The sequence below is a fragment of the Alteromonas sp. IB21 genome (assembly GCF_016405965.1).
In the GTDB taxonomy this organism is placed as follows: domain Bacteria; phylum Pseudomonadota; class Gammaproteobacteria; order Enterobacterales; family Alteromonadaceae; genus Alteromonas.
Map to the genome: position 1 here is coordinate 22,924 of NZ_JAEFCD010000003.1, position 20,813 is coordinate 43,736.

Sequence of the window (20,813 nt, forward strand, 5' to 3'; positions counted from 1 at the left end):
ATGAACGCTTTTCTAGGTTGGATTGAAGACCGCATCCCATTGATGCGCGTTGCAAACATGCACGCTATTCAATACCCAGCGCCAAAGAACATGAACTTTTGGTATGTGTTCGGATTCCTAGCTACTATTGTTTTGGTAAACCAAATTGTTACTGGTATTTGGTTAACCATGAACTTCGTTCCTTCTTCAGAAGGCGCTTTTGCCTCTGTTGAGTACATCATGCGTGAGATCGACTACGGTTGGATCATCCGCTATATGCACAGTACTGGCGCATCGGCATTCTTTATTGTTGTATACATGCACATGTTCCGTGGCATGATTTACGGTTCTTATCAGAAGCCTCGTGAACTTCTATGGGTGTTCGGTATGTTTATCTACCTAGCGCTTATGGCGGAAGCATTCATGGGCTATGTACTACCATGGGGACAAATGTCTTATTGGGGTGCTCAGGTAATCGTTTCGCTATTCGGCGCAATCCCTGTGGTAGGTCCTGACCTTGTTGTTTGGTTACAGGGTGACTATGTTATCTCTGGCGCTACACTTAACCGTTTCTTTGCACTTCACGTAATTGCACTGCCTTTGGTTATTGTTATCCTTGTGTTCCTTCACATTATCGCACTTCACGAAGTGGGTTCTAACAACCCAGACGGTGTTGCGATTAAACACAAGAAAGGTTCACTACCTGAGTCTGAAAAGACTAAATATGAAATCCACGAGTACTACACAAGCAAATACGACATCGCTGATGACGTGTTACCGTTCTTCCCACACATCGTGCTTAAAGACCTTGTGGCGTTCTGTGTGTTCCTAGCACTATTTACTTATGTACTGTTCTTCGCGCCAGAAATGGGCGGTAAGTTCTTGGAACATCCTAACTTTGAAATTGCTAACCCGCTGAAGACACCTGAGCACATCTTCCCAGTGTGGTACTTCACGCCGTTCTATGCGATTTTGAAAGCGGTACCTGACAAGTTGTTCGGTGTACTAGCAATGTTCGGTGCGATTGCTGCGCTATTTGCTCTACCTTGGGTTGACCGTGGTCGCGTTAAATCATGGCGCTATCGCTGTGGCTTGCACAAAGTGAACCTAATCGTGTTTGCAATTGTGTTTATCTTCCTGGGTTATCTAGGTGGTACGCCACAAGAAAACTGGAAAATTGTAGCGTCGCAGGTTGCGACCATCATGTACTTCGGTTTCTTCATTGCACTGTTCTTGTACAGCAAAAACGAAAACACTAAACCTGTGCCAGAGAGGATTCCTAAATGAAAAAAATGATGTGCTTTTTAGCCTTCTTCCTACCTGGCGTAGCGCTTGCGGCAGGTGGAAACGTGCACTTGGACAAGGCGCCTATCGATTTAACCGATAAGGCATCTTTACAGCGCGGTGCTCAATTGTTTATGAACTACTGCTTGGGCTGTCACTCTATGAAGTATCAGCGCTATCAGCGTTCATTCCAAGACTTGGGTATTCCTGATGAACTTGGTCAAGAGTATCTCCAGTTTACGGGTGAAAAGGTGGCTGACTATATCACTCGTGCCATGCCTGAAGAGGCAGCTGCAGGTTGGTTTGGTGCTGCGCCACCAGATCTTACGCTAGTTGCTCGCGTTCGTGGTGAAGATTGGATTTACACCTATCTGCGCTCTTTTTATGTAGATGAGAGCCGCCCGTTTGGTGTGAACAACACTGTATTCCCAGAAGTGGGCATGCCACACGTACTTCAGCCACTTCAAGGTACGCCTACTCGTACTTACGAAGAGCAAATGGTTGATGGTGAAATGGTTAAGCGTTATGTAGGCATCAAGTCAGATGGCACTGGCGCCATGTCTCCTGACGAATACGACCAAGCCGTTGCCGATATCGTGAACTTCCTTGAGTACACGGGTGAGCCTTCAAAACTTGAATCTCACAAAATTGGTAAGTGGGTACTTATCTTTATCGCAGTATTGTTTGTATTTGTTTACTTACTGAAGAAAGAATACTGGCGAGAAGTGCACTAATCGCACAGATTTATGTATAATATGAAAAGGGGGCGTCTCGCCCCCTTTTTTGGTATTTATTCGTGCTACCTGAAAGCGTCTAAGACAAGCGCTTTCAGGTAGCACGAATTAACGTAATAAGCTTACCGTTTGTAAGCATAAACTTGTTTCTCGACGGAGGAAATTGAATGGCCGTAGCCGCGAATAAACGTTCTATTATGACGTTGTTCTCTGACACAATTGATATTTACAGCCACCAGGCACGTATTGTGTTGGCAGAAAAAGGTGTGGGTGTTGAAATCAGCTTCACAGATCCTAGCAACCTGTCTGAAGATCTGTTGGAGCTAAACCCTTACGGTACTGTTCCAACCCTAGTTGACCGTGAACTTGTACTTTATAAGTCTCACATCATCATGGAATACCTTGATGAGCGCTTTCCACATCCACCTCTAATGCCTGTTTATCCTGTATCACGCGGTCAAAGCCGTCTGATGATGCACCGCATTGAGCAAGACTGGTACTCACTGGCTGCGCGCATTTTCCGTGGTGAGGGTGATGTTGAGGCAGCACGAAATGAACTGCGTGAAGCATTGTTATCACTAGCACCTGTGTTTGGTGAAATGCCTTACTTCATGAGCGAAGAGTTTAGTTTAGTCGACTGCTACCTTGCTCCGCTACTATGGCGTTTACCAGCACTTGGTATCGAGCTTAACGGTGCAGGCAGCAAAGAAATTAACGCTTATATGAATCGCATTTTCTCTCGCAGTTCGTTTAAAGCGTCTTTGACTGACCAAGAGCGTGAGATCCACAACCCGCTATGACATCTATGACGTCAAACCAGCCCTATTTGCTTAGGGCGTTTTATGAGTGGATTGTTGATAACGACTTAACGCCTTACATTGTTGTCGATGCAACCAATGAGCTTGTAGAAGTACCACAAGAGTTCGTTAAAGATGGTCAAATCGTTTTGAATGTATCGCCAAGTGCGTGTGTGAATTTCTCGCTTGATGTGGAAGGTTTGTCATTTCAAGCGCGATTTGGTGGACAACCACGTCGTTTAAGCATGCCCTGCGAAGCGGTAATGGCGATATATGCTCGTGAGAATGGTGCCGGAACTGTGTTTGCCACAGAAGAGGATATCGCGCGTGCACAAGAGGAGCGTCAGCAGCAGGAGTCTGATGCACCACAGCCTCAAAGTGGCCCTACGTCACTTGAAGACGCAGATGCAGCAGACAAAGCAGATGCACCCGTGCCACCTAAAAAAGGTAAGCCTACCCTTAAGGTGATCAAATAAATCGATGTAGTCTGGTTTCAACATTATGTTGAAGCCAGCTCATTGCATCGTTACTTTTCTGTTTCGCAATGTCTATCTATAGAAAAGCACCCATAGCACGTAGTGCGAGGGCGCCCTTGTCATACACAAATGTCGTAATCTGCTAAGCAAACTAATGACACTTAGCGTGTTCGCGTGATCACAACTCTGCTTGTCGGAAAATCAAAGCGATGCCCTTCAGTTAATACCGAAGTCGTTAAACCTTCACGGCTGGGATCGGTTGCATTAGCATTGGTAGTAACACCTGTATGCAAACGCACAACATCCGCTAAATCGTCTCTTACTGGATCATAACCCGCAGCCTCGCCGCCGCCACCTGCTGCACCCGCTGCTGGCCCAGGCATGGTTGCTGCGGTTTCAGTATTTGCCTCTGTTCCAGCGTCCCATGTTACTGTCATAAAGGTTTTACTGTCACCCACCGACATATTGCTAACATCGGCTGCATTTAGCCCTGTGAAGGCATCGTTGGTGTTTACCAGCATTGTGGTTACCGTTAAACGTAAATCGTCAGCATCGAGTTCAGGAACCACCAAGGTGAACATGTCACTACTCGTTTTAGGTCCTAAAATTCCACCCGAGTTCTGCGCATCTAAGAAGTCGGTAGAGTCCATCGCCTCTTCAATCACCATAGCTGGGTTACCGCCTTCGGCCATGACTTCTATGCCCATGCTCGCAGCTTCGCCCTCTGCAAAAGCGTGGTAGCCTGATTCATGAAGAACAATGGCTGCTGGGGCAAACGGCTGTGCATAGGTAAGATTGGTAATTTGGACGGTATATACTGCGGAATTACCGTTAACACCGTCTTGGCCATCTGCGCCGTCTTGTCCATCTGTGCCATCGACACCCGTTTCGCCTTGCGGACCAGCAGGCCCTTGGGGTCCTGTATCGCCATCATCGCCACACGCACTGACTAGTGCAGAGAGGATTAGCAGCGTACTGAGTTTTACAATTGGATTTTTCATTCTAACGCTCCTTACGACGCAGGAACCGTAATAACAACACGTGCAACAGGGTTCAACCAGCGGTGTACCGTAGAATCAAGGTCGCTAGCGCCGCCAGCGTTATCAGTATCACCTAGCGCGTTTCTGTGAATATGAACCGGGCCGTCTTCACCATCTTCAACTTCCCCGTTAACAACTTGTGCACCTACACCTGTACCACCGGTACCCAAATCAACAATACGAGTTGGGGCACCACCACCAGCTACTCCAGGTAGACCATAGCCACCTAACGCGTTGCCTGTACCCGCTTCAACTACATCAGTGCGTGCACTGTTCAACTCATCATTTAACTCTGTACCTGCATCATAGGCATTAAGATAGTAAGTATAAGTGCCAGGCTCTGTGGGGATTTCTATACTATCCATACCAACAAATGCATCGTTAGTTGGGATCAACATCGCCAATAACGAAAGGTATGGCTTGTCCATAGTATCGAACGGATAGCTAAGTGTCGCACTAGGCGCAAGAAGACCACCAAAACGGTGCCATGTATTAGAGCCATTATCCGTGTCTACAGGGCCAAGAAGCGCTTCAAAGTTAGCGCCACTTGAATCTGCATTTTGTTCATCGTCGATAACGCCGGCCTCTGCAAGCCACGCTAATGCAGTTGATGCAGGCTGACCCACTTCAAACGCATCTACCGTGTCGTCATGGGCAATAACCAGACGAGGGGTAAAACTTTGTGCCTGCGTTAAATTGGTAATTTCAACATCGACAGTCACTGCGTGGCTGAATGAAGCCGCGGCTAACGACAGCAGGGTAGCGCTAGCAAGTTTGGTGAATTTCATTTTTTTGTCCTTGTTTTGACTTAAAAGCGCATAGAATGTAGGTCAGCAAAATGCGCAATTCATCACAGAAGTATTACAAAAAGGACACAGATATCTGTCGTCTTAAAAACGAAGTACTAAAGTAGAATGAACAATTTTTTAATAGAAAGTGGAATAATTTTAAGCAACCTCCGGTCTTGATTATTAAGGGCAAAATAGGAGCTAGCTATGATCCTTGTAATCTATAGTGACAATCAGTTTCAGCAAATCATTACGCAAAGCTTGAGCAAGCACGGATTCTTGCATGACGTGGTTTCAAATTATCAAGCTGCACTGTCATTACTTGATGCTCAGCACTATTCACTCGTCATCGCACAGTCCCACGCGCAACAGTCTTGCTTAGACCGTATTGAACGTTTGGTATTACAAAACCCAGACAGTTGGATTATGGCCGTTGACGGTCAGCAAGTAACTAACGTGAGTGCTGATGAAGCGGATTATTTTGAAGTGGGCGTCGATGATTACCTTGGAGGCGCATTCAACGAGCGTGTGTTTGTTGCTCGAATTCGTTCGCATATGAGAAGGAGTATGCCAAGCCTTGACACAAGCCTTCAAAAAAACGCTGACAACAGCATTCAAGCTGGGCCCTTTAAAGTTGATTTACGCTATCACAGCGTTACGTTAAACGGACAAGCCCTATCGTTAACTGCTAGAGAGTTTACCCTTATTAACTACTTCTGCCGTCACCCAAATCAGGTTTTTTCGCGCAATCAGTTATTGAGTGACGTATGGGGATATAACCATGAAGGGTATGAGCATACCGTTAACACCCACATCAATCGATTGCGTAATAAGTTAGATAATGTAGCTAGTATAGATAACGGTGCACAGCTTGTTGAAACCGTGTGGGGTGTAGGATACAAGTTAAATTTAACCGGCTACGTCGACAAAGCACTCAGTGCGTAAATTGTATTTCGCTGAAAGGTTAGATAAGGAAAAGGGTAGCGGTACCCAAGAAGGCAAAAATACCTACAACATCAGTGATGGTAGTCAGGATTACGCTACCTGCTAATGCAGGATCTATTTTTAAGCGTTTCATGATCATAGGTAGGGTCGCACCCGCCAAAGCAGCCGCAATCATGTTCACCATCATAGCAAAGGCAATAATAACACCTAGCATGTAGTCTTGTTTCCATAGCGCAATAACAGAGGCAATCAGCACCGCCCAGATTGCACCGTTTAAGAAGCCGATGGATATTTCTTTGCTTATCAACCACCGAGAGTTGTTGGCGTTAACGTGGCCCAAAGCCATACCACGAATGACAAGGGTTAACGTTTGATTACCGGCTACGCCTCCCATGCTTGGTACTATGGTGTTTAAGATTGCTAGTACAGCCATTTGGCTAAGTGTGGCCTCAAATAAATCGCTGACCATTGCAGCCATAAGTGCTGTAACTAAGTTAACGGCGAGCCACACTGAACGACGTTTTGTACTTTGCATAACCGGAGCGAAAGTATCTTCATCGTCATCTAAACCCGCCATACTCATCATTGAGTGTTCGGCATCTTCACGAATAATATCTACCACGTCATCGATGGTAATTCGCCCGACAAGGCGATTTTTTTCGTCTACGACAGGGGCTGATAGCCAGTTATAGCGCTCAAATAAACTCGCGACTTCATCATCTGGCATGTTTACCGGAATGGCTTCTGATTCCTCATCCATCACATCGGAAACTTTGTCATCCGTGTCAGCTGTGAGCAAGCGGGCGACAGGAATAATACCTACTAAATTATCCGTTCTATTAACCACATAGAAAGTATCTGTGTTTTCCGGAAGTTCGCCCTTTAAGCGGATATAGCGTAGGACAACATCAATCGTGACATCAGGACGCAAGGTAATGGTATCCGTGTTCATGATGAAGCCAGCGGTTTCTTCACCATAAGACAGCGCTTGCTCTGCGCGTAATCTGTCTTGTGCATCCATTGAATCGAGAATGTCGGCAAGTACAGGCTCAGGAAGGCTGCTTAGCGTTTCGGCTAAGTCATCGGTGTCCATCTCCTCAAGTGCGTCCACCACGTTGGCCGGAAGCATCTTGGAAATGATACCATTTCGAACATCGTCAGAAAGTTCTTCTAAAATATCGCCATGGAAGTCGCTATCAATCAACTCCCAAAGCTCGTCACGGGTTCTGCTGGGGCTCGACTCAAGTATATGGGCAACATCAGATGGGGGTAATTCGAGCAGAAGCTTACGTACAGATACAAATTGCCCGTTAACTAACGCAGCGTTGAGTGCGCGTAGCTGAGTTTGTACGTATTTAGAAACAAGCGCTTCTGCCATAAGGCGTCATTCCTACAGGGTGAAAATAAACGGTGACGGCGTTAACGCCTAAGTGGCCGTAGAATATCGCAATTATAATGATCCTGTCATGACAATTGCGTAGCTTTTGCACAAGATTTGAAAAATACTAGACTGAAAGTATGTTAAATAACCAATTGGACGTGAACTACTCGTCTTCGTTAAACCTGCCTTCTATTAATTGCTCAATCGCAGCAAGCGCGTCTGCGGCATCAACACCGTCAACAACGACATCAACTTGCTCCCCTTGATGACTTTCAAGCATCATTAACCCTAGAACACTGCTTGCGTCAGCCTCCTTGTCCCCTTTTTTTAAAATAATCTTGGCATCAAATTGATTTGCCAGTTTAACAAGCTGCGTTGCGGCCCTGGCATGCAGACCCAGTTTGTTAACAATCGTGAGCGTTTTTTTAATCGTCATTACTAGTTTAACTCTCGATGGCGAATTTGAACATCGGGATGAATTTCGCCGAAGGTTTTCGATAATGCCTGAGCGATGTATACCGAGCGATGCTGCCCGCCTGTACACCCTATTGCGACGGTAACATAGCTTCGGTTGTTGCGTTCTAAATGAGGCAGCCATGTGGTTATCAGGTTTTGAATTTGCCAAATGAACTTTGTAACAACGGGTTGTGAGCCTAAGAAGACTTCTACAGGTGCATCAAGGCCCGTAAGGTGTTTAAGGTCGGGCTCCCAATGAGGATTTGGCAAAAAGCGCGCGTCAAACACATAGTCGGCGTCCTTTGGAATACCGTGTTTGAAGCCAAATGACTCAAATACCAACACAAGGCGAGAGCTTTTTTTGCCAAGTATACGCTCTCGGATTAACTCAGCGAGTTGATGTATTGTTAACTTATCGGTATCTAAATACAGGTCGGCTCTTTCTACAATAGGGGCAAGTAGTGCGGATTCGGCTTTAATTGCTTCAAAAAGTGATTTGTTAAGTTTAGCAAGAGGGTGAAGACGACGGGTTTCGCTAAAACGTTTTACCAGTACGTCGTCACTTGCGTCTATGTAAACAATAGTCATCGACCACGATGAGGGCAGGTAGTCAAGTATCTCGACTAAGTCATCAGGGTTCTTAGGTAAATTTCTGACATCAATACTCACCGCAACCTGATCATATTCATCAACTACCGTATGAGTGAGAGTAGGGAGCAAATTAACCGGAATGTTGTCAACACAGTAATAGCCTAAATCTTCAAGTGCACGCAGCGCCACAGATTTACCAGAACCCGAACGACCACTGATTATAATCAGCTTCACCTCATATCTCCCTTATAAACTGGTTTAATCTTATTCGCGTTGACGATCAAAATAACGAAGTCACCTAAGAGTGACTAAGCATAAAACATTAGCATAATGCGGAAAGTATCTCGTCGCTCGTAGACGCGCGGCGTATCGCTTTTATCGTCTCTTTGTCACTTAATTTACCGGCTACGGTTGCTAATGTTTGTAAATGTCCCTCGGTTTGCTCTTCAGGGACCAGCAAAGCAAAAAATATATCTACCGGCTTTTCATCTAAAGCATCAAAATCTATTGCTGGTGTGCATGTAACAATAATCGCGATTACTTTTTCAAGATTCGCCAAACGTCCGTGAGGCAAGGCAATACCGTTACCGATACCTGTACTTCCCATCCGCTCTCGAGACATTAAGCTACTTAGGACCGTCGCCGAGTCGATGTTCTCATTATTTTTGGCGGCAATATCTGCGATTATCTCAAGAATTCGTTTTTTACTATTACACTGAACCGCACATTCAGTGCGGTCCAGACTTACGATGGCTTGTATGTCCATGCTTAATTAACTACTAATGTTTTTTCAGTTTTTCCTTATGCTTGATTACCTGCCGGTCGAGTTTATCAACCATGCTGTCAATCGCCGCATACATGTCGGTGTTTTCTGAGGATGCGAATACTTCTGCGCCACTTAAATGAACAGTCGCTTCGGCTTTTTGATTTAATTTTTCAACGTTCAGGATGACATGCACATTAGAAATGTGATCAAAGTGACGTTCAAGTTTGCTGAACTTCGTATCGACATAATTACGCAAAGAGTCGGTGATTTCGACATGATGACCAGTAAGGTTGATTTGCATATTTCGTCTTCCTTATATAATAGAGCCCGTTTAAATAAGGCTTTTGCGTTGGTTCGACGGCGGGATCGATAACGATTCCCGGTATTTTGCTATTGTCCGCCGAGCGACTTTTATACCTTGCTCGGCCAACAATGAAGCAATCTTGCTATCACTTAGCGGCTTGCTCACATTTTCAGCGGCCACCAGCTTTTTGATCAATGCTCGAATTGCGGTAGATGAACACTCACCACCAGACTCCGTCGCTACATGGCTTGAAAAGAAATATTTCAGTTCAAAAATTCCACGTGGCGTGTGCATGTATTTTTGCGTCGTCACACGAGAAATAGTCGATTCGTGCATATCTACCATTTCTGCGACATCGTTTAGCACCATTGGTTTCATCATTTCCGGGCCGTGCTCGAAAAAGCCCATTTGCTGCTGCACAATACAATTGGCCACCTTCATCAAGGTTTCATTGCGTGATTCCAGGCTTTTGATAAACCACTTAGCCTCTTGCATATGTGAGCGGATGAATTGAGAGTCGCTACTGTTCTTTGCACGGCGACTCATTGCAGCGTACTGCTGGTTAACGCTTAACTTAGGCAGGCTGTCGGGGTTTAACTCTACCACCCAACGGCCGTTCTTTTTGGCTACTGAAACGTCAGGAATAACGTATTCAGGCTCTTTAGTAACTAAAGCACTACCTGGGCGAGGATTCAAGGTTTGAAGCAAACGCATGGCCTCACGCAGTTGATCTTCCTTCAAGCGACTCTTTCGCATTAACGTGCGGTAGTCTTTGCTACTAAGAAGGTCAGAATATTCTTCAATAAGCTGTTTCGCTTCAGCGAGCCACGGTGTGTCTTCGGAAAATTGGCGAAGCTGAACCATCAAACATTCTTGGGGCGTACGTGAGCCAGAACCAATGGGGTCGAACATTTGAATGCGCTTTAATACACATTCTACTTCGTCCATTTCAATGGGCTCTTCCAAATCGTCATCGTTCACTGCATCGAGAATTTCTTCAAGAGAGACGGTTAGATAGCCTGATTCATCAATCGAATCGATAATGGCGGTTGCAATAGCACGGTCAGTTTCCGAGAAGTGGGTAAGGCGCATCTGCCAAGAAAGGTGTTCTTGGATATCATCAGTGGTTTCGCCTTGGAAAATTTGCTCATCATCACTTGATGGGCCAGGCGCGGGCGCTGAAGACGCGGAGTAGTATTCGTCCCATGTACTGTCGATCGGCAACTCGTCAGGAAGATCGTTTTTCTCTAACGCGTCACCGGCTTCTAAGGTATCGCTAGATGCAGTAGCCGAAGCTTCCGATGCGCCATCATCATTATCGATATTGTTTCTTTCTAACTGAGGCTCGTCATTACCTTCTTCAACTTCCAACAAAGGGTTAGAGTCGAGCGCCTCTTGAATCTCCTGCTGAAGATCAAGAGTAGAAAGCTGCAGCAGTTTAATCGCCTGCTGAAGCTGAGGCGTCATGGTAAGTTGTTGGCTAAATTTTAGCTGTAAAGATGGTTTCATCTACGTCTTATTTAAATGCTCTAAATTGAATATACCAGAGCGAAATTGAAAAATGACAATTAGGTTACATTAACTATAGCCTGAATTGTTCGCCTAGGTATACATCCCTTACTTTTTGATTACTTAAAACCTGTTCCGCCGTTCCTTGCGCAATAAGCTCGCCATGACTCACAATGTACGCTTTTTCGCAAACATCCAATGTTTCTCGTACGTTGTGGTCAGTGATAAGGATACCAATTCCTCTATCACGAAGATGTTGTATTATCTTCTTTATATCATTAACTGATATTGGATCAACACCAGCGAATGGCTCGTCTAATAAAATAAATTGTGGATTTGCTGCTAAAGCCCGCGCTATTTCCACGCGACGTCGCTCACCACCCGACAAACTCATACCTGCACTATTACGTATATGGTTAATATTAAATTCATCAAGTAGTGCGTCAGCTTCTTCTTCTTGCAGCTGTGAATTTAAATCTTTACGGGTTTGCAATATCGCCATGATATTTTCGTGCACGGTCAACTTTCTAAATATTGACGCTTCTTGCGGAAGATAGCCAATTCCGCGGCGTGCCCGCTCGTGCATAGGTTGATGAGTGAGCTCGTTTTCGTCAATTTCAATCTTGCCTTTGTCCAGCGGCACTAAGCCTACAATCATGTAAAACGTAGTGGTCTTACCAGCGCCGTTTGGCCCAAGTAGGCCAACAATTTGCCCTGTCGAGACGGAAAGGCTGACGTCTCTCACTACTTGACGAGACTTATAAGCCTTAGCAAGGTGGGTTGCGCTCAAAGTTGCCATGGTTATTCATTGCCCTCGTTTTCTTTTTTGTCTTTCTTAGACGATGTTTTGCGAATGGTTTCAGGTGTGAAAACCGTGGTCACTCGACCCTCACCGTCCTTACCCGCGCCGCCAGTAGCAAGCAATTGCTCGGTTATCATATCAAATGTAATGTTGTCACCTTGTACTTTACTCGTGTCCTGCTGAAGTTCAGCATTACCAGTAAGAGAAATGGTGCGGTTGATAACTTCATAACGGATTTCATTGGCTTTTGCCGACACCGACGTGCCGTCTTCTAAGGTTTGAGAGTAGCTGGCAGGCTTGCCTCTGGCGATAAAAATTTCGCGACCGCTACCTTCACTGGCAATAACTTCAACTTCGTCCGCTTCAATCAGCAGTGAACCCTGTGTGATGAGGACATCTTCTTTATACAGCGCCGTCTTGTTTTTCCCATCAATAAACTGGGTGTTTGAACCTATTTTAATAGGCTGCGAAAAGTCATCTTCACTTGCGAGCACCGCACCGCTAGCGATGGCAAGAAAAAGGCTAGTTGCTAGGGGAATAAGTGGTTTGTACATGATCTAAAAGCTCGTATTCTTGTGTGCGTAAATTCGCGTTAAACCCATTGCTCAAAATAACATATTGAGTACCTTGTATTTCAACGGGTTGGTCAGATGTCATCTGTTTGGTGTCCAAATTTATTTGAATATATTCGGTTGATAAGCTTTGGACAAAGTCATCGCTCGTTTGGTTCTCAATAACAACCCGATTTTCCAACTGAATAAGTTCGTTGTTATAGAGTGTGCCTTCTTTAGCCGTAACAACCCAAGGAGAAGTTGCGTTTTCGGTATAAAGGGTATACTTAGGTTGCTGAAATAGGACAAAACCTAATTGGTCATAATGTTCCATCGATTCTGCAAAAACCTGATGGTTCAGCTCTCCCTCTTGATTATAGAGGGTCGTGGTTAAATTTTTCGCTTTATAAGTGGGTTTCAGCGCGTCATTTTCACCGCTGCTCTGCGCTTCTGGCTCCTCTTCCATCCACGTTGGTACATACATCAACATCGCCAGAATAAAAAGCGCGGATATACTCAACCCCAAGCGATTAAAGCCAAATTGGCTCATACACTTGCCCCGAATATATCATTCGCCACGCCCTTGGCTTGTAAAATGGTGTCCGATATTTCACGAACCGCACCAAATCCCCCAGGAAGCGTGGTAATCCAGTTGGCTTGTTTAGCGACAAAAGGGTGCGCATCGGCAACCGCAATCTTGACCGCTACATGCTTAAACATACCTGTGTCAGGCATATCATCGCCAACGGCTGCCACGTCATCGGCATTTAGTTCGAGATTTTCCATTAGTGCGCGCAGAGCCTCGGCCTTGTTTTCCTCACCCTGAATGATGTGTGCAACATTTAACGCTTTCATTCTGTTTTCAACAATGGCTGAACGACGACCTGTAATAACAGCAACATCAACGCCATGGCTTATCAAGGCTTTAACGCCGTAACCATCACGCGTATGGAAAGCTTTTAGTTCTTCACCCGCGTTACCTAAATAAATTCGGCCGTCTGAAAACACCCCGTCCACATCACATACCAATAATTTGATGTTTGTTAGTTGAGTAAAAAGGGTGTCATCCACATCTGTGTATAAGGTTGCTGGCATTTATAGCACTCCCGCTTTGAGTAGCATATGCATATTAAAGGCCCCCACGGGCTTGCGCTGAGAATCTGTTACCATTAGCGCGCTTATTTTATGGGTTTCCATCAGGTTAAGCGCTTCTACAGCGAGTTGCTCAGAAGAAGTTGTTTTGCCACCTTTTGTCATAACGCTTTCAACCGAGGCACCATGTATGTCAATACGTGCATCTAAAATTCGACGTAAATCACCGTCAGTGAATACCCCGGTAAGTGTGCCGTCAGGGGCGATAACGCCTGTCATCCCGAGGCCTTTCTTGGAGATTTCAAGAAGCGCGTCAGCCACTGAAGCGTTCACACTAACAAGCGGAATATCGCTTCCAGTGAGCATGATGTCATGCACTTTAAGCAGCAGCTTTCTTCCTAGACTTCCTCCCGGGTGCGACAGTGCGAAGTCATCAGACGTGAAGCCTTTTTGATCGAGAAGGGCTACAGCGAGAGCGTCACCCATGACCAAGGTGGCCGTGGTGCTTGATGTAGGGGCAAGGCCTAATGAACAGGCTTCTTTATCCACACTTATATCGAGTACTACATCTGCGTGTTGCCCTAATGAGCTTGTCGCGCTGTTTGTCATTGCCACCACTTGAATGCCCAGTCGCTTAACGACAGGCAGCAAATTAACCAGTTCGTTTGTCTCACCAGAATTAGAAATCGCTAATAAAACATCTCCCTTACTCAGCATCCCCAAGTCGCCATGATTGGCTTCACCGGGGTGCATGAAAAAAGCGGGGGTGCCAGTGCTCGCAAGTGTGGCAGCGATTTTGTTTCCAATATGCCCAGATTTTCCCATTCCGCTAACGACAACTTTTCCATTACAATTGTAAAGAATATCGCATGCTGCAATAAAATTGTCGTTTAAACGTTGTGCAAGGTTCGCTATAGCGTGCGTTTCAATGTCGATGACACGCTTTGCTGAGTCGATATAGTTCTTCTGAGTTTGTGTATTCATGATTATCCGAACAGCCAGAATTGGTAGCCGATGAAACAAGCAAGAAGTATAAGTCCATTCGTTCTTGATATTGTACGCTTACCGATTAAATCAAAGCTGAACAAGAACAGAAGTAGCGTTAGCCCAAGCATTACATACATATCTCGATTATAGACATCTGGATCTAACAAGCCTGGCGCTATTAAACCCGGCATTCCAAGTACGGCAAGCAGGTTGAAGATATTAGAGCCAATAATATTACCAAGGGCTAAATCATCCTCACCTTTTAATACGCCGGCAACGCTTGCTGCCAATTCTGGAAGGCTGGTGCCAAAAGCAATAATGGTTAAGCCAATCACCAAGTCAGAAATTCCCATATATCTTGCAATTTCTACTGCGGAGTTCACCAAAAAATGCGCACTCAGGGGCAAAACAATCAGACCCACACCAATCCAAATAAGTGCAGATGTATTTGAAACCCCTTTAGGTATTTCGTCAGCTGTTTCAGCTATTAAAGGATCTTCTTTGTCTACTTGTAGCGACAGCCACGCCATCATGGCCAGTACAAAAATGAACAGAGCAAGTAAGATAATGCCCTCGTAAGACTTCAGTTCGCCGTCAAACAAAAAGCCGATAGCGATGAGCGAGATAATAAGAAGTGCCGGAAGTTCGCGCTTTAAGGTTGTTGATGAGACAAGCAGCGGCTTTACCAATGCTGTTATGCCAAGGACAAGCGCGACATTGGTGATGTTCGAGCCCAGCGCGTTTCCTACAGCGGTATTCATATTACCATTTACAGAAGCAATGGCGGATACCACAATCTCAGGCGCAGAAGAACCCATAGCGACAATCGTTAAGCCGATCATCATGGGAGAAATACCGATGTTCTTCGCTAGCGCTGAAGCACCATAAACAAAACGGTCAGCGCTCCAACTAAGTACAATCAGCCCAATGAGAAAAATGACGATGTTTAAAAGCACAACAACCTGTAATAAAGAGTATTTCGCTAGATTGTCGCAAAAAGAGTGCCATTTGCCTATGCTCGCATTACTTTATTTTTATCAAAAGCTGCGAAATGGTAAAAACGTGTGTTAAATGAAGGGTAAATCGACAAATTAGCTCTCGTTCATTACCTTTGATTGGCAGCGGTAGCAACAATACTGCATGCAGGTATTCAGTTTCCATTAACAAACTATCAAATACGATAGATGTGCTCTTTCACTTTCGACTTGTTGTTTTATAAAAGGAGTGCGCTTGCGCCAGCCTGACCTTACATTCGTCTTAATCGAACATAACTTGTAACTTTTTGACTTTTGCGAGGGGCTTGAAAAAGCGTACAATGACACTAAATTACACCGCCCAATTAGATGTTTTTGCAAACCGCGTTAAGAAACTACACTGCCGAGTAAACTTTATTGGTATTATGTGTTCTTAAAGTACACTGAAGAGTATACATTTGTAGTAAAAATGCTAAAGGCATGGAAATTGAATACTCGAGGCAACGCATTCATTTGCTCGTTTAAAAATGCAGTGTAGATGAAATTATTACAGCCACTCTCTATCGTCAGGGGTCGACATTTAAGTCATTATGGATCATTTAGTTGAAGTAGATAACCTAACTTTTAAGCGTGCTGACCGCGTTATATATGACGGTATTTCGCTTAAAGTGCCTAAAGGCAAGATTACTGCGGTGATGGGGCCTAGTGGTATAGGTAAAACCACACTGCTACGCCTTATTGGTGGGCAGTTAACACCAGATGAAGGCGACGTGAGATTCGATGGTGACTCGATTGTTTCTATGTCGAGAAAGTCCCTTTACAACACGCGCCGAAGAATGAGTATGCTGTTTCAAAGCGGCGCACTTTTTACCGACATGAGCGTATTCGACAATGTTGCGTTTCCGCTTCGCGAGCATACCAAGTTGTCGGAAGATATTATTGCGACTATTGTCGCTTTAAAGCTACAGGCCGTAGGATTGCGTGGCGCGGCTCAACTCATGCCAAGCGAATTATCCGGTGGTATGGCGCGCAGAGCTGCACTTGCAAGAGCGATAGCGCTTGATCCTGATTTAATCATGTATGACGAGCCCTTTGCAGGCCAAGACCCTATTTCTATGGGCGTCTTGGTTAAGCTTATTCGTGAACTTAACGATGCGCTTAGCTTAACAAGTATTGTTGTTACTCATGACGTGACTGAAGTACTCACCATTGCTGATTATATTTATATTTTGGCTGATAAGCGTGTGATAGGTGAGGGCACGGCCCAAGAAATTAAAGACAGTGATTCTGAACTCGTTCAACAGTTTTTAAAAGGTAAAGCTGATGGGCCGGTTCCATTTCATTACCCGGCACCTGATTTAAAAACGAGCTTTTTGGGAGGCGATAAATGAAGTACTTCCAGTCAGTCGGTGCAAAAACTATCGCTAAAATAACCTCAATAGGACGTGCCACCTTAATGCTATTCGGCGCGCTAGTGGCGGTTCCCCGCGTTAAAAACATCCCGTTGGTGATTAAGCAACTCTATGTTGTAGGCGTGCAATCGCTATTAATTATCATGGTTTCTGGCTTGTTTATCGGTATGGTAATGGCCCTTCAAGGGTATACCATTTTGGTTGATTATGGCGCTGAGGGAAGCTTAGGTCCTATGGTGGCTCTGTCGCTACTGCGGGAACTGGGCCCGGTTGTTACCGCATTATTGTTTGCGGGACGCGCGGGCTCTGCGTTGACGGCAGAAATAGGCTTAATGAAAGCCACCGAGCAATTAAGTAGCTTAGAAATGATGGCAGTCGATCCGCTTAGGCGTATTGTTGCACCCCGTTTTTGGGCAGGAATGATTGCCATGCCAATGCTCGCTATTATTTTCAGTGCTATTGGTATTCTAGGCGGCCATTTAGTCGGCGTGGATTGGTTAGGCGTTGATGCGGGCAGCTACTGGTCAATCATGCAATCTACCGTAGATTGGAACCAAGACGTCATAAACGGCGTAATAAAAAGCCTCGTGTTTGCCTTGGTTGTGACGTGGATTGCCATATTTAAAGGTTACGATTCTATTCCAACATCGGAAGGGATCAGCAAAGCGACTACTGAAACAGTGGTCTATTCATCATTAGCAGTATTAGGGCTGGACTTCGTGCTTACCGCCCTTATGTTTGGTATCGAGTAGGGGTTAGGAATGAGTAAGTATAAAACGGAAGTGATGGTTGGTGTGTTTGTCATGCTTACAATAGGTGCGTTGTTATTATTAGCACTTAAAGTGGCAAACCAAACGGTAGCGACCGAAGGTGACACCTACACGTTATATGCAAAGTTCGACAACATCGGCGGGTTGAAGCCAAGATCTGCAGTAAAAGTAGGTGGTGTCACGGTTGGTCGTGTGTCGTCAATTTCTTTGGATCAGGAAGATTTCACTCCTGTGGTGGAGCTATCTATCCTTAACGAATATAACGGCTTTCCTGAAACCAGTTCAGTATCTATTTTAACTTCAGGCTTATTAGGCGAGCAGTACGTGGGTTTTCAACCGGGTTTTTCGTTTGACGGTGTGGCAAATTTACAAGATGGCGATTACCTACAAGATACGAAGTCAGCGCTGGTTCTTGAAGATTTGATTGGCCAGTTCTTGTTTAACCGCGGCAGTGACGAAAACTAATCATTGCCCATTATATTGCTTGCACTGCATACAGTTACCAATGAATTACAGCAACTTGATGAAACTAATTTGACGGTAATCAGGTCTGCTAAACAGAGTTTGAAGTTAGGAGATAAAATTTTGAAAAAGATTATAGCAGCCATTGGCATCTTTATGATGTCGATAACGAGCGTAGTGAATGCGCAAGAAGTCAATGAGCAAAATCCGTATGAATTGGTGCAGGATGTTGCGAATCGTACGTTTGAACGTATTAAGGCTAATCAGGAGGCTATCAAAGCCGATCCAGAGATGCTTCGTACGATCATGGAAGAAGAACTGGTCCCTCATATAGATTATAAATTTGCGGCATTTATGGTGTTGGGTAAACACTTTAAATCGGTGCCTCAGGAGAAAATGGGCGAATACATCAGTGTATTCCGACAGTATCTGATCACCTCTTATGCGGTTGCTATGGGGTATTACGATAACCAAGAAGTGATATTCGAGCCTGAGTCATCTTTTGATGATAAAAAATCAGTGACGGTGCGTGCTGTTGTACAAGATCCTAGTCGCCCAGAGATTAAAATTGCGTTTAAAGTACGTAAAGACAGCAAAACGAACGAGTGGAAAGCTTACGACATGGTCGCCGAAGGTATTAGCATGTTAAACAGTAAGCGTAGCGAATTCGAATCAATTCTTCGTCAAGAAGGCATTGATTCAGTAATTGCTTTAATGCGCGATAAAATTGGTAAGCCAGTTGAATTAAAGCAAGGTGAGCCGATTGAAATTGAGGGAGAGGCTGAGTGAGCCTTTTTGAGATAAATGACAAAGGTAATGTGATTGTTCACGGTCAACTAGACCGTGACACTTTGTCGAAAAATTTTTGGGAAAGCCTGAGCAGTAGCGAGCGAGGCACCTTGCTGCAGAACAAACGTTGCTCTGTAGATTTGAGCGATGTTGAACGTGCAGATAGTGCAGGTTTGGCATGGCTTATCAATGCGGTTAGGGATGCAGAGCAAAATGGTGTTAGCATAACCCTCAATAAAATGCCGGAAAAGCTTCAAAAGCTTGCAAAAATCAGCAATGCAGATAGCTTTTTACCAGTAGAATAAACACCAGTTAGCGGATTAAGAAGTAAGTTATGGAATTGTCTGAAATTGAAAAAATCTTGAAAGATGCCTTAGACCTTCACGAAGTGCATGTGAAAGGAGAGGGGTCGCATTTTAATATCATTGCTGTCAGCGATGCGTTTAATGAAATGAGCCGCGTGAAGCGTCAGCAGGCAGTGTATGCGCCATTAGCTGATAAGATTGCAGATGGCAGTATGCATGCAATCACAATCAAGACGTTTTCGGTTAAAGACTGGGAGCGCGAGCGCCAGTTCAATATCCCTCAATAATAGGCGCCGCTCGTGGATAAACTTGTAATTAAAAAGGGCCCAGCGCTCAACGGCACGGTTCGTATTTCGGGGGCTAAAAATGCGGCTCTACCATTGTTGATGACAAGCCTGCTTACTGACTCCCCTTGTCGTTATACGAATGTTCCCCGCCTTCGCGATATCAATACAACCACAGCGCTGTTGCGCGAGCTGGGCGTTGAAATCGCGCAACCTGCACCTAACGATATCGTTATTGATGCGAGTACGCTTGAGAGTGTGACGGCATCCTATGATTTAGTGCGCACAATGCGAGCGTCTATCTTAGTTTTAGGCCCTTTACTTGCCAAGCAAGGGAAGGCGAATGTGTCTTTACCTGGCGGCTGTGCTATTGGTGCTCGCCCCGTCAACCTTCATTTAACAGGCCTTGAAAAAATGGGTGCTAAAATTGAAGTTGATGAAGGCTATATTCGTGCTGAAGTTGACGGACGCTTAAAAGGCGCGCGCATCTTCATGGATATGGTAAGTGTTGGCGCGACGGAAAACTTGCTTATGGCTGCGGCGCTTGCGGACGGTACGACGGTGCTAGAAAATGCTGCGCGCGAGCCTGAAATTGTAGATTTAGCAAATTGCCTTATTCAAATGGGCGCAAAAATTAGCGGTGCCGGAAGTGACAAAATTACTGTTGAAGGTGTGGAAACGCTAAACGGCTGTGACTATGCCGTGCTGCCTGATCGTATCGAAACGGGAACCTTCCTTGTTGCTGCAGCGGTTACCGGCGGAAAGGTTCGCTGTACTCATGCCGCACCTGATACCTTAGATGCCGTGTTAGACAAGCTAGAGCAGGCCGGTGCGAAAATTACAATCGGTGAAGACTGGATTGAACTCGACATGGAAGGGCGAAAGCCACAGGCAGTCAGAGTAAAAACCGCACCTCACCCAGCTTTTCCTACCGATATGCAGGCCCAGTTTGTGACGTTAAACTGTGTCGCAGAAGGCACGGGTGTTATTACTGAGACAATTTTCGAAAATCGCTTTATGCATGTACCTGAACTACAGCGCATGGGGGCTGAGATAGCACTAGAGGCTAATTCTGCGGTGTCTAAAGGCAGTTCAAAGCTAAAAGGTGCGCCAGTCATGGCGACCGACCTTCGCGCGTCAGCTAGCTTAGTGATTGCTGGTCTCATTGCAGAAGGTGAAACGCATGTGAATCGTATTTATCACCTTGACCGCGGTTACGAAGCTATTGAAGAAAAGCTGCGAGGCTTAGGGGCGAATATCGACCGAGTAAAAGAATAAGCGTTAAGCTGTCATTCTGAGTAGAAAAGCGCCACTAGGCGCTTTTCTTGTTTAAGA

At 45.2% G+C, this 20,813-nt stretch carries 26 protein-coding genes; 12 read left to right on the forward strand and 14 right to left on the reverse strand.

Features of this window, described 5'->3' with window-relative positions; all coding sequences use genetic code 11:
• The 4 genes from JC525_RS03295 to JC525_RS03310 all read left to right on the forward strand — a co-directional run bounded on the left by JC525_RS03295 (position 1) and on the right by JC525_RS03310 (position 3,270).
• Entirely contained in the window at positions 1-1,266 is a 1,266-nt protein-coding gene (locus JC525_RS03295; protein WP_159118408.1) for a cytochrome b, read from the forward strand.
• Positions 1,263-1,997: a cytochrome c1 gene (locus tag JC525_RS03300; protein WP_198814514.1), complete on the forward strand. Its 735-nt coding sequence runs from the start codon at positions 1,263-1,265 to the stop codon at positions 1,995-1,997. Before JC525_RS03295 ends, JC525_RS03300 begins: the two co-directional genes overlap by 4 nt.
• 167 nt (positions 1,998-2,164) lie before the next feature.
• A complete protein-coding gene (gene sspA, locus JC525_RS03305) occupies positions 2,165-2,797 on the forward strand; it encodes a stringent starvation protein SspA (RefSeq protein ID WP_159118410.1) in 633 nt (210 codons plus the stop codon).
• Entirely contained in the window at positions 2,794-3,270 is a 477-nt protein-coding gene (locus JC525_RS03310; RefSeq protein WP_198814515.1) for a ClpXP protease specificity-enhancing factor, read from the forward strand. The genes sspA and JC525_RS03310 overlap by 4 nt, the downstream gene beginning before the upstream one ends.
• Before the next feature lie 161 nt (positions 3,271-3,431).
• Here the strand turns inward: JC525_RS03310 and JC525_RS03315 are convergent, their stop codons facing one another.
• Both JC525_RS03315 and JC525_RS03320 read right to left on the reverse strand, forming a co-directional pair.
• Entirely contained in the window at positions 3,432-4,271 is an 840-nt protein-coding gene (locus tag JC525_RS03315) for a spondin domain-containing protein (protein WP_198814516.1), read from the reverse strand.
• A gap of 11 nt (positions 4,272-4,282) precedes the next feature.
• Positions 4,283-5,098, reverse strand: a complete 816-nt coding sequence (locus JC525_RS03320) for a spondin domain-containing protein (protein WP_198814517.1) — start codon at positions 5,096-5,098, stop codon at positions 4,283-4,285.
• Between the two features lie 207 nt (positions 5,099-5,305).
• Here JC525_RS03320 and JC525_RS03325 point away from each other — a divergent pair, with 207 nt between their 5' ends.
• The gene (locus JC525_RS03325) at positions 5,306-6,043 is read left to right on the forward strand and encodes a response regulator transcription factor (protein WP_198814518.1); all 738 of its coding nucleotides are present in this window, start codon (positions 5,306-5,308) and stop codon (positions 6,041-6,043) included.
• A gap of 19 nt (positions 6,044-6,062) precedes the next feature.
• On the opposite strand, the gene mgtE is transcribed toward JC525_RS03325, so the two are convergent.
• The 12 genes from mgtE to JC525_RS03385 form a co-directional block, all read right to left on the reverse strand.
• The gene (gene mgtE, locus JC525_RS03330; RefSeq protein WP_198814519.1) at positions 6,063-7,421 is read right to left on the reverse strand and encodes a magnesium transporter; all 1,359 of its coding nucleotides are present in this window, start codon (positions 7,419-7,421) and stop codon (positions 6,063-6,065) included.
• A 166-nt stretch (positions 7,422-7,587) separates the two neighbouring features.
• Positions 7,588-7,860 carry an HPr family phosphocarrier protein gene (locus JC525_RS03335; RefSeq protein ID WP_198814520.1) on the reverse strand — a complete coding sequence of 91 codons (273 nt, stop codon included), beginning with the start codon at positions 7,858-7,860 and terminating at the stop codon, positions 7,588-7,590.
• 2 nt (positions 7,861-7,862) lie between these two features.
• Positions 7,863-8,705: an RNase adapter RapZ gene (rapZ, locus tag JC525_RS03340; protein WP_198814521.1), complete on the reverse strand. Its 843-nt coding sequence runs from the start codon at positions 8,703-8,705 to the stop codon at positions 7,863-7,865.
• 88 nt (positions 8,706-8,793) lie between these two features.
• A complete protein-coding gene (gene ptsN, locus JC525_RS03345; RefSeq protein WP_198814522.1) occupies positions 8,794-9,237 on the reverse strand; it encodes a PTS IIA-like nitrogen regulatory protein PtsN in 444 nt (147 codons plus the stop codon).
• 13 nt (positions 9,238-9,250) lie between these two features.
• Positions 9,251-9,538, reverse strand: coding sequence for a ribosome hibernation promoting factor (gene hpf / locus JC525_RS03350; protein WP_012517338.1), 288 nt, complete (start codon positions 9,536-9,538; stop codon positions 9,251-9,253).
• Between the two features lie 30 nt (positions 9,539-9,568).
• Positions 9,569-11,050 carry an RNA polymerase factor sigma-54 gene (locus tag JC525_RS03355; protein WP_198814523.1) on the reverse strand — a complete coding sequence of 494 codons (1,482 nt, stop codon included), beginning with the start codon at positions 11,048-11,050 and terminating at the stop codon, positions 9,569-9,571.
• Between the two features lie 73 nt (positions 11,051-11,123).
• Complete coding sequence (gene lptB, locus JC525_RS03360; RefSeq protein ID WP_198814524.1) at positions 11,124-11,849, reverse strand: LPS export ABC transporter ATP-binding protein; 726 nt, start codon at positions 11,847-11,849, stop codon at positions 11,124-11,126.
• 2 nt (positions 11,850-11,851) lie between these two features.
• Entirely contained in the window at positions 11,852-12,406 is a 555-nt protein-coding gene (lptA, locus tag JC525_RS03365) for a lipopolysaccharide transport periplasmic protein LptA (RefSeq protein WP_198814525.1), read from the reverse strand.
• The gene (gene lptC / locus JC525_RS03370; RefSeq protein WP_198814526.1) at positions 12,375-12,953 is read right to left on the reverse strand and encodes an LPS export ABC transporter periplasmic protein LptC; all 579 of its coding nucleotides are present in this window, start codon (positions 12,951-12,953) and stop codon (positions 12,375-12,377) included. The genes lptA and lptC overlap by 32 nt, the downstream gene beginning before the upstream one ends.
• The gene (kdsC, locus tag JC525_RS03375; RefSeq protein ID WP_198814527.1) at positions 12,950-13,498 is read right to left on the reverse strand and encodes a 3-deoxy-manno-octulosonate-8-phosphatase KdsC; all 549 of its coding nucleotides are present in this window, start codon (positions 13,496-13,498) and stop codon (positions 12,950-12,952) included. The genes lptC and kdsC overlap by 4 nt, the downstream gene beginning before the upstream one ends.
• Positions 13,499-14,479 carry a KpsF/GutQ family sugar-phosphate isomerase gene (locus JC525_RS03380; protein ID WP_198814528.1) on the reverse strand — a complete coding sequence of 327 codons (981 nt, stop codon included), beginning with the start codon at positions 14,477-14,479 and terminating at the stop codon, positions 13,499-13,501.
• Between the two features lie 2 nt (positions 14,480-14,481).
• The gene (locus JC525_RS03385; protein ID WP_198814529.1) at positions 14,482-15,438 is read right to left on the reverse strand and encodes a calcium/sodium antiporter; all 957 of its coding nucleotides are present in this window, start codon (positions 15,436-15,438) and stop codon (positions 14,482-14,484) included.
• Positions 15,439-16,046: 608 nt separating this feature from the next.
• On the opposite strand from JC525_RS03385, the gene mlaF reads away from it, so the two are divergent.
• The 7 genes from mlaF to murA all read left to right on the forward strand — a co-directional run bounded on the left by mlaF (position 16,047) and on the right by murA (position 20,756).
• Positions 16,047-16,847, forward strand: coding sequence for a phospholipid ABC transporter ATP-binding protein MlaF (mlaF, locus tag JC525_RS03390; protein WP_198814530.1), 801 nt, complete (start codon positions 16,047-16,049; stop codon positions 16,845-16,847).
• Positions 16,844-17,620, forward strand: a complete 777-nt coding sequence (mlaE, locus tag JC525_RS03395; protein WP_105930662.1) for a lipid asymmetry maintenance ABC transporter permease subunit MlaE — start codon at positions 16,844-16,846, stop codon at positions 17,618-17,620. Before mlaF ends, mlaE begins: the two co-directional genes overlap by 4 nt.
• A gap of 9 nt (positions 17,621-17,629) precedes the next feature.
• The gene (mlaD, locus tag JC525_RS03400) at positions 17,630-18,103 is read left to right on the forward strand and encodes an outer membrane lipid asymmetry maintenance protein MlaD (protein WP_198814531.1); all 474 of its coding nucleotides are present in this window, start codon (positions 17,630-17,632) and stop codon (positions 18,101-18,103) included.
• A 120-nt stretch (positions 18,104-18,223) separates the two neighbouring features.
• Positions 18,224-18,889, forward strand: coding sequence for an MlaC/ttg2D family ABC transporter substrate-binding protein (locus JC525_RS03405; protein ID WP_105930845.1), 666 nt, complete (start codon positions 18,224-18,226; stop codon positions 18,887-18,889).
• Complete coding sequence (locus JC525_RS03410) at positions 18,886-19,194, forward strand: STAS domain-containing protein (protein ID WP_198814532.1); 309 nt, start codon at positions 18,886-18,888, stop codon at positions 19,192-19,194. The genes JC525_RS03405 and JC525_RS03410 overlap by 4 nt, the downstream gene beginning before the upstream one ends.
• 29 nt (positions 19,195-19,223) lie before the next feature.
• Positions 19,224-19,481, forward strand: a complete 258-nt coding sequence (locus JC525_RS03415; RefSeq protein WP_012517351.1) for a BolA family protein — start codon at positions 19,224-19,226, stop codon at positions 19,479-19,481.
• A gap of 12 nt (positions 19,482-19,493) precedes the next feature.
• On the forward strand, positions 19,494-20,756 hold the full coding sequence (gene murA / locus JC525_RS03420; RefSeq protein ID WP_198814533.1) for a UDP-N-acetylglucosamine 1-carboxyvinyltransferase: 1,263 nt from the start codon (positions 19,494-19,496) through the stop codon (positions 20,754-20,756).
• Positions 20,757-20,813: the final 57 nt, after the last annotated feature.

Excerpts from the sequence above, each read along its gene's own strand:
- JC525_RS03325 (WP_198814518.1), top strand. The coding sequence starts at position 5,306 with ATGATCCTTGTAATCTATAGTGACAATCAGTTTCAGCAAATCATTACG.
- JC525_RS03415 (WP_012517351.1), top strand. The coding sequence starts at position 19,224 with ATGGAATTGTCTGAAATTGAAAAAATCTTGAAAGATGCCTTAGACCTT.
- mgtE (WP_198814519.1), bottom strand. The coding sequence starts at position 7,421 with ATGGCAGAAGCGCTTGTTTCTAAATACGTACAAACTCAGCTACGCGCA.
- JC525_RS03320 (WP_198814517.1), bottom strand. The coding sequence starts at position 5,098 with ATGAAATTCACCAAACTTGCTAGCGCTACCCTGCTGTCGTTAGCCGCG.
- JC525_RS03310 (WP_198814515.1), top strand. The coding sequence starts at position 2,794 with ATGACATCTATGACGTCAAACCAGCCCTATTTGCTTAGGGCGTTTTAT.
- sspA (WP_159118410.1), top strand. The coding sequence starts at position 2,165 with ATGGCCGTAGCCGCGAATAAACGTTCTATTATGACGTTGTTCTCTGAC.
- JC525_RS03380 (WP_198814528.1), bottom strand. The coding sequence starts at position 14,479 with ATGAATACACAAACTCAGAAGAACTATATCGACTCAGCAAAGCGTGTC.
- ptsN (WP_198814522.1), bottom strand. The coding sequence starts at position 9,237 with ATGGACATACAAGCCATCGTAAGTCTGGACCGCACTGAATGTGCGGTT.
- mlaD (WP_198814531.1), top strand. The coding sequence starts at position 17,630 with ATGAGTAAGTATAAAACGGAAGTGATGGTTGGTGTGTTTGTCATGCTT.
- mlaF (WP_198814530.1), top strand. The coding sequence starts at position 16,047 with ATGGATCATTTAGTTGAAGTAGATAACCTAACTTTTAAGCGTGCTGAC.
- kdsC (WP_198814527.1), bottom strand. The coding sequence starts at position 13,498 with ATGCCAGCAACCTTATACACAGATGTGGATGACACCCTTTTTACTCAA.
- JC525_RS03355 (WP_198814523.1), bottom strand. The coding sequence starts at position 11,050 with ATGAAACCATCTTTACAGCTAAAATTTAGCCAACAACTTACCATGACG.
- mlaE (WP_105930662.1), top strand. The coding sequence starts at position 16,844 with ATGAAGTACTTCCAGTCAGTCGGTGCAAAAACTATCGCTAAAATAACC.
- JC525_RS03295 (WP_159118408.1), top strand. The coding sequence starts at position 1 with ATGAACGCTTTTCTAGGTTGGATTGAAGACCGCATCCCATTGATGCGC.
- JC525_RS03315 (WP_198814516.1), bottom strand. The coding sequence starts at position 4,271 with ATGAAAAATCCAATTGTAAAACTCAGTACGCTGCTAATCCTCTCTGCA.
- lptC (WP_198814526.1), bottom strand. The coding sequence starts at position 12,953 with ATGAGCCAATTTGGCTTTAATCGCTTGGGGTTGAGTATATCCGCGCTT.
- lptA (WP_198814525.1), bottom strand. The coding sequence starts at position 12,406 with ATGTACAAACCACTTATTCCCCTAGCAACTAGCCTTTTTCTTGCCATC.
- JC525_RS03300 (WP_198814514.1), top strand. The coding sequence starts at position 1,263 with ATGAAAAAAATGATGTGCTTTTTAGCCTTCTTCCTACCTGGCGTAGCG.
- lptB (WP_198814524.1), bottom strand. The coding sequence starts at position 11,849 with ATGGCAACTTTGAGCGCAACCCACCTTGCTAAGGCTTATAAGTCTCGT.
- hpf (WP_012517338.1), bottom strand. The coding sequence starts at position 9,538 with ATGCAAATCAACCTTACTGGTCATCATGTCGAAATCACCGACTCTTTG.
- JC525_RS03335 (WP_198814520.1), bottom strand. The coding sequence starts at position 7,860 with ATGACGATTAAAAAAACGCTCACGATTGTTAACAAACTGGGTCTGCAT.